The sequence below is a fragment of the Xanthomonas sp. CFBP 7698 genome, assembly GCF_003600855.1.
In the GTDB taxonomy this organism is placed as follows: Bacteria; Pseudomonadota; Gammaproteobacteria; order Xanthomonadales; family Xanthomonadaceae; genus Xanthomonas; species Xanthomonas cannabis.
The window spans coordinates 1-5,191 of record NZ_PRDN01000017.1 but is presented as its reverse complement, the minus strand read 5'-3'; the positions used below and the strand labels follow the sequence as shown (position 1 = coordinate 5,191).

Genomic DNA, 5,191 nt, shown 5'->3' with positions numbered 1-5,191 from the left:
CGCTTCCTCACCCTGGCACGCGACTACGGCCGCGCGATCGGCTTCACCGGCAACTTCCTGATCGAGCCCAAGCCCATGGAGCCGATGAAGCACCAGTACGACTTCGACAGCGCCACGGTGATCGGCTTCCTGCGTCAGCACGGCCTGGACCAGGATTTCAAGCTCAATATCGAAGCCAACCACGCCACGCTCTCGGGTCACAGCTTCGAGCATGATCTGCAGGTTGCCAGCGATGCCGGCCTGCTCGGCAGCATCGATGCCAACCGTGGCAATCCGCAGAACGGCTGGGACACCGACCAGTTCCCGACCGACCTGTACGACACCGTCGGCGCGATGCTGGTGGTGCTGCGCCAGGGCGGGCTGGCACCGGGCGGGTTGAATTTCGATGCCAAGGTGCGTCGCGAATCGTCCGATCCGCAGGACCTGTTCCTGGCGCACATCGGTGGCATGGACGCGTTTGCACGTGGTCTTGAGGTTGCCAACGCATTGCTGACGTCTTCGCCGCTGGAGACCTGGCGCGCCGAGCGTTACGCCAGCTTCGACAGCGGCGCCGGTGCCGACTTTGCCAACGGCACCAGCACGCTGGCGGATCTGGCCAAGTACGCCGCCGGCAATGCGCCCAAGCAGATCAGCGGCCGTCAGGAAGCCTACGAAAACCTGATCAATCAGTATCTGACGCGTTGATGTCCCGTGGCCGGCGGCGCACTGCGCGTCGCCGGCCGATGTCGGCCACCCCCGTGGCCGCTCCTTTGCATGCTTCCAGGTGAACCCATGTCCAGTGTCTCCGTAAACGGCGCCCCCGATGCCGGTGAGAACACCCGTTTTATCGTCCTGATCAGTTGCGTAGCCACGATCGGCGGATTCTTGTTCGGTTTCGATAGCGGCGTGATCAACGGCACTGTCGACGGCCTGAAGCAAACCTTCAATTCCAGCGCCGCCGAGACCGGGTTCGAGGTCGCTTCGATGCTGCTGGGTTGCGCCATCGGCGCCTTCTTTGCCGGCCGCCTGGCCGACCGCTGGGGCCGCCGCGCGGTCCTGATCATTTCTGCGGCGCTGTTCCTGCTCTCGGCCATCGGTGCCGGTGCCTCGCACAGCTCCGGCTTCTTCATCTTTGCGCGCGTGATGGGCGGCTTTGCCGTCGGCGCGGCGAGTGTCATTTCACCGGCGTATATCGCCGAGGTTGCCTCGGCCCGTTATCGCGGCCGGCTGGCGACGATGCAGCAGATCGCCATCATCAGCGGGCTGTTCTGCGCCTTTCTGAGCAATTACCTGCTGGCCAACGCCGCCGGTGCCTCCACCGAGCCGTTGTGGGCCGGGCAGGCCGCCTGGCGCTGGATGTTCTGGATGCAGGCGGTCCCCTCGATCCTGTTCCTGTTGCTGCTGCTGGTCATCCCCGAAAGCCCGCGCTTCCTGGTGGTCGAGGGCCGCCGCGAGCAAGCGCTGGTAGTGCTCAAGCGCCTGTACGGCAATGCCGCCGCGCAGACCAAGCTGAGCGAGATTTCCGCCTCGATGTCGGCCGACCAGCACAAGCCCAAGTTCTCCGACCTGATCAACAAGACCACCGGCAAGATCCGCCCGATCGTCTGGATCGGTATTGGCCTGGCGGTGTTCCAGCAGTTGGTCGGCATCAACGTGGTGTTCTACTACGGCGCGGTGCTGTGGCAGGCAGTGGGCTTCTCCGAGCAGGACGCGCTGCTGATCAACGTGCTCTCCGGCGGCCTCAGCATCGGCGCCTGCCTGGTCACGGTGATGCTGGTCGACAAGATCGGCCGCAAGCCGCTGCTGTGGATCGGCTCGGCCGGCATGGCCGTGTCGCTGGCGCTGGTGACCTACGCGTTCGCCACCGCTTCGCTGGACGCCAATGGCAAGCTCGCCATGTCCGATGCCATGGGCATGCTCGCGCTGGTGGCCGCCAACGTCTACGTGGTGTTCTTCAACGCCTCCTGGGGTCCGGTGATGTGGGTGATGCTGGGCGAGATGTTCCCCAACCAGATCCGCGGCTCGGGCCTGGCGATCGCCGGTGCCGCGCAGTGGACCTCCAACTTCGCCATCACCGTCAGCTTCCCGATCCTGCTCGGCAGCATTGGCTTGGCCGGCGCCTACGGCATCTACACCGTGGCTGCCTTCATCTCGGTGTTCTTCGTCCTCAAGTACGTCTACGAGACCAAGGGCAAGGAACTGGAACAAATGGAGGGCTGATCGCCTCTGTATGCCGATATCGGCATGGAAAACAAAGAAGGCCGCGCAATGCGCGGCCTTCTTTGTTGGGATGATTTCTTACAGCCAAACGCTATGTGCGCTTACATAAGCCCCATCAGCAAGCCGAACCACGCAACAGGCCTGGCTCGTCATCAGCATTGCGCGCTTTCCAATGAATCGTCGGATAGCGTTGCTATCGCTTGCTACCGAACTCAGCGTTCATCCATGTATGGGGCTAATGCACCAGCAAAGTGCAATGCGCGTCGTTAAACACACACGCTAAACGCCGGAACGTGCACGCCTTTGTCGCAATGTGTGCGCCATCGCTATACTCCCTTGAGCAGTTCCCTCCAGACTAGGACGCATCGTGGAACCAAGGAGTGGTGGTATGGCGGTAGCAAAGGAAGTCCTCAGGGGCACGCTGATCAGCGTGTGCTACGGACTGACGTTTGTGATGCTTTGGTTCTTTTCTATTGATCAGTGGTATCTGCCGGTCGGCTTGCGCGTCGTCACGTTGCTATTCCGGCCGTATCGTGAGTGGCCATTCTTGTTGGCCGGTGATGCGGCAGCAATGCTCTGGCTTCGCGTTCCACTCTCCCAACGCCAGGGTTACGACTTGATATGGGCTTATGTGAGTCCATTTCTACACGCGCCGATGCTTGCTTATATCATTTGGCTCGCCCGGCAATATTCGCGTGAATTGATTTGCCAGTCTCGGCTATTGATTCCATTTGCCATTTTTCTCGCGTTCTGTAATTCGTTATGGAGCGTTATTATCAATGCTGTGTTGGACGGTCCAAGTACCGCGCATTTGGGGGATTTCCTGCTGCGTTATGGGGTGGGTGGTTATTGTGGTATTTTAATGTTCTTGCTTCCTGTGATGCTATGGTCACCAAAGCGCAGTCAGTCGATTCGACTAGACTTGCCGCGTGACCTTGGTCTTTCTGTGGTCGCCATAGTTGCATTGTTCTATATGCGTTATTACGTTCATACTGTCCCTTCTCGCAATGCCCTCATGGTTGCATTGATAGTGCCTGCAGTATTTTTGACCCGTCGTCACGGTGGGGTAGGAGCGGCGCTAGGAACTTTGCTCGCAAGTGTTGCGCTTGCTATTAGTATCCCTTCAGTATATCAAGTGGGATTCTATGATGAGAATTTGTTTGTAGTTCAGGTGGCACATGTGGTCGTCAGCACAGCGCTCTTTGTTTTTGGTCTACGCATCACTAAGCCTTTTAAGCGTTTTGATACAATTCGTAATATCAGGGAAGAAGCGCAACGAACTGTTAGGGATAGTTATTTATCTGCAGAGCGTATGTTGCGGAATCAAGTTGTAGAGTATTCCGATGTCAATGTCCAAATTAATCGGATGCGTAAAGATATTGTGGCAGACTTGCGAGCGCGTGGGCATCATGCAGCTGCAATGGAAATTACCCGGGTCGCAGTGATTGAGTCTCAGCTTCTTCAGGAGTATGTCGCAAACCTATATCCACTGGAGATCGAAACTCATGGTTTGTTCCGGTCGCTCCGGTCGCCAGCATTGGCGCGATTCAAATCTACAGAGTTCGAATACTTTTTACAGGGAGATTGCCGTCAGCTCTCGCTCGGTCTTCAGTTGGCTGCCTATCGTTGCACGCTAAGTGCAATAGAGTTACTGCCCAATGCAAATAAGCATTTTATCCAAGCCCGTGCATGGCGGGGCCGTGGCTGGCAAGGTGTTGCGATACGTGTGTGCGCTGATACATCTTTGGTAGAGTCCGTGAGGCGCGATTCGCCTGAAGCGGATGCCGAATTTCGTGCCCGATTGAAGTCGCATGGCGGCAGGTTCCGTCGCCGCCATGCGTTGGTGCTGACCTTCCTTGTCGCGGAGCAGTCTGCTGTTATTTCGAAGGAGAGACGTTCCAGTATTCCTCGTTGGCTTGCTGCTCGACGTGCACAGTGAAATTTCCAGTTCGATAAACCATGCGTGCCCTGTTACTTGTAGCCTTGCTCGCAGTAGCAGTAGTGATGCTGATTCCAATGGAATTGGATGTTGGTATTGAAACGCGATCTACATCCTTCCCCATGGGCAATACCCACAGCGCATTGTCGACGCGAGCCACTACGGCTCTTACGGTACCTGCGTTATCGTTGATCTGCAGATAAGTTACGCCATCGCGTTGAAACTCATAAATTGACCAAGCGGGATCCAGCGTCAGGTTCGTTGCATTCGGATGACTGTCGCCTAGACCTGTTGCCCGCACCCCTACGCCACCGCTAGGACAGCATACGCCTTGCGCTGACACTTCACCCAAGATCAAAAACCCCGCCAGCACGCATACGGCTTTCAGTGCATTCGCTTTCATATCCATGATTGTCGCCTTCCCCTGCTAGGGGCGATTCTGCCTGCGATTCAGGCCCGCCTACGTTACGTCCATAAAGCGGACGGGTGTGGGCGATTACACAAAAATTGCTGACAGTGACTCTGTCTCGCGCACTTTCGATATTTAGGCAGGACTAACTCAGTCTTTATCTCTTGCCAATCTCATATCGACTGCAGTGCCCTAGAGGATATGCAGAGTCAGTTATTTGACAGTTGGCCAGCTGTTGGCACTGGTCTCAGCTAAAAGTCGCGTTCGTCTTCGCGTCGGAAATTGAGAGCCGACGGATGCTAAACCTGCCTTCTTGCCCAGTTCGCTAGGAGTGCGAATCTTGACGAGGTTTTTGAACGCTATAACCCCAGCGACCTAGCGCTTCGCTCCAAAATTCTGCAGCGCACGCCCAAACCACTCAATCACCTGCTAGTGGCGCACAGGCCCCCAACGACGCAGGAATTGCTGGGTGTGCTGATCGGCAGGGTCTTGGAGCGCTGTGAGGCGCTGGACAATGAAGGCTGCGGTCAGGGGCTGGGCGTAATCGATCTCAATGCAGCGACGCCAGGCGGTAATCCCCCCACAGGTTAGCTGACGCCAGAAGTGGAATTTTCTCGTACCCTTTTCCGAGGAGGTTCCATGAA

At 57.2% G+C, this 5,191-nt stretch carries 3 protein-coding genes and 1 pseudogene; 3 read left to right on the top strand and 1 reads right to left on the bottom strand.

Annotation, left to right across the window (positions count from 1 at the left end; translation table 11 throughout):
* The 3 genes and pseudogenes from XnspCFBP7698_RS21180 to XnspCFBP7698_RS21170 form a co-directional block, all read left to right on the top strand.
* Positions 1 to 684: pseudogene (locus tag XnspCFBP7698_RS21180) on the top strand (xylose isomerase); the annotation flags it as partial.
* Between the two features lie 87 nt (positions 685 to 771).
* Positions 772 to 2,199 (top strand): sugar porter family MFS transporter, encoded by a 1,428-nt coding sequence (locus XnspCFBP7698_RS21175; RefSeq protein WP_199680272.1) that lies wholly within the window; start codon positions 772 to 774, stop codon positions 2,197 to 2,199.
* Between the two features lie 388 nt (positions 2,200 to 2,587).
* Positions 2,588 to 4,138: an MASE1 domain-containing protein gene (locus XnspCFBP7698_RS21170; protein ID WP_104581791.1), complete on the top strand. Its 1,551-nt coding sequence runs from the start codon at positions 2,588 to 2,590 to the stop codon at positions 4,136 to 4,138.
* On the opposite strand, the gene XnspCFBP7698_RS21165 is transcribed toward XnspCFBP7698_RS21170, so the two are convergent.
* Positions 4,077 to 4,547, bottom strand: coding sequence for a hypothetical protein (locus tag XnspCFBP7698_RS21165; protein ID WP_081422549.1), 471 nt, complete (start codon positions 4,545 to 4,547; stop codon positions 4,077 to 4,079). The genes XnspCFBP7698_RS21170 and XnspCFBP7698_RS21165 overlap by 62 nt on opposite strands.
* Positions 4,548 to 5,191: the final 644 nt, after the last annotated feature.

Coding starts and splice junctions, on each gene's coding strand:
- XnspCFBP7698_RS21175 (WP_199680272.1), top strand. CDS start 772: ATGTCCAGTGTCTCCGTAAACGGCGCCCCCGATGCCGGTGAGAACACC.
- XnspCFBP7698_RS21170 (WP_104581791.1), top strand. CDS start 2,588: ATGGCGGTAGCAAAGGAAGTCCTCAGGGGCACGCTGATCAGCGTGTGC.
- XnspCFBP7698_RS21165 (WP_081422549.1), bottom strand. CDS start 4,547: ATGGATATGAAAGCGAATGCACTGAAAGCCGTATGCGTGCTGGCGGGG.